Below are 607 nucleotides of genomic sequence, written 5' to 3'. Positions count from 1 at the left end.
GGGCCGCGCCGCCTACGCCTGAGCAGGCTCTCGGGAGTGTCAGGGCGGACGTGGAGGAGATCAAGGAGAGGGCGCACCGATGACGGAAGCGACGGGTGGGGCGAAGGGGCCCGATGAGCTGCGGCGGCAGATCGAGCGGACCCGTAGTGAACTGGGCAACACGGTGGAGGAGTTGGCGGGGAAGGCGGACGTGAAGGGGCGTGCGCTGGCGCGGGCGGCTGACCTGCGGGACAAGGCCGGGGCGATGTCGGTGCAGTTGCGGAGCACGGCTGCCCAGGCGGGGCACTCCATGCACGACAGGGCGACGCATACGGGGCCGCGGCCGGTGCGGACGGTTGTCCAGGCCGGGATGCGGCATCCCAAGCCGGTGCTCGTGGCGGGGGCGGCGGGTGCCGTGGTGGCTGTCGGGGTGTTGCGGTGGAGGCACGCGCACGGGCATCGCTGACGCCGGGCACTTCGCCTTCGCGTGGGGGTGGGTCGGGGCCGCGCCGCCTACGCCTGAGCAGGCTCTCGGGAGTGTCAGGGCGGACGTGGAGGAGATCAAGGAGAGGGCGCACCGATGACGGAAGCGACGGGTGGGGCGAAGGGGCCCGATGAGCTGCGGCGG

Annotated in this window: 1 protein-coding gene and 2 pseudogenes; all 3 read left to right on the top strand. The window is 73.0% G+C overall.

Annotated elements, in window-relative coordinates:
- Positions 1-83 (top strand): annotated as a pseudogene (locus K4G64_RS40935) (phage holin family protein); the annotation flags it as partial.
- Positions 80-445 (top strand): DUF3618 domain-containing protein, encoded by a 366-nt coding sequence (locus K4G64_RS39605; protein ID WP_221760663.1) that lies wholly within the window; start codon positions 80-82, stop codon positions 443-445. The pseudogene K4G64_RS40935 and the gene K4G64_RS39605, both read left to right, overlap by 4 nt.
- A 37-nt stretch (positions 446-482) precedes the next feature.
- A pseudogene (locus K4G64_RS40930) lies at positions 483-563 on the top strand (phage holin family protein); the annotation flags it as partial.
- Positions 564-607: the final 44 nt, after the last annotated feature.

The organism is Streptomyces sp. WAC04114 (genome assembly GCF_019733245.1).
Taxonomy (GTDB): domain Bacteria; phylum Actinomycetota; class Actinomycetes; order Streptomycetales; family Streptomycetaceae; genus Streptomyces; species Streptomyces massasporeus_A.
Note: the sequence above shows the minus strand (reverse complement) of the source record. Positions and strands in the feature narration are given on the sequence as shown.

What these genes read in the sequence shown, in the direction of transcription:
- K4G64_RS39605 (WP_221760663.1), top strand. Translation starts at nt 80, where the DNA reads ATGACGGAAGCGACGGGTGGGGCGAAGGGGCCCGATGAGCTGCGGCGG.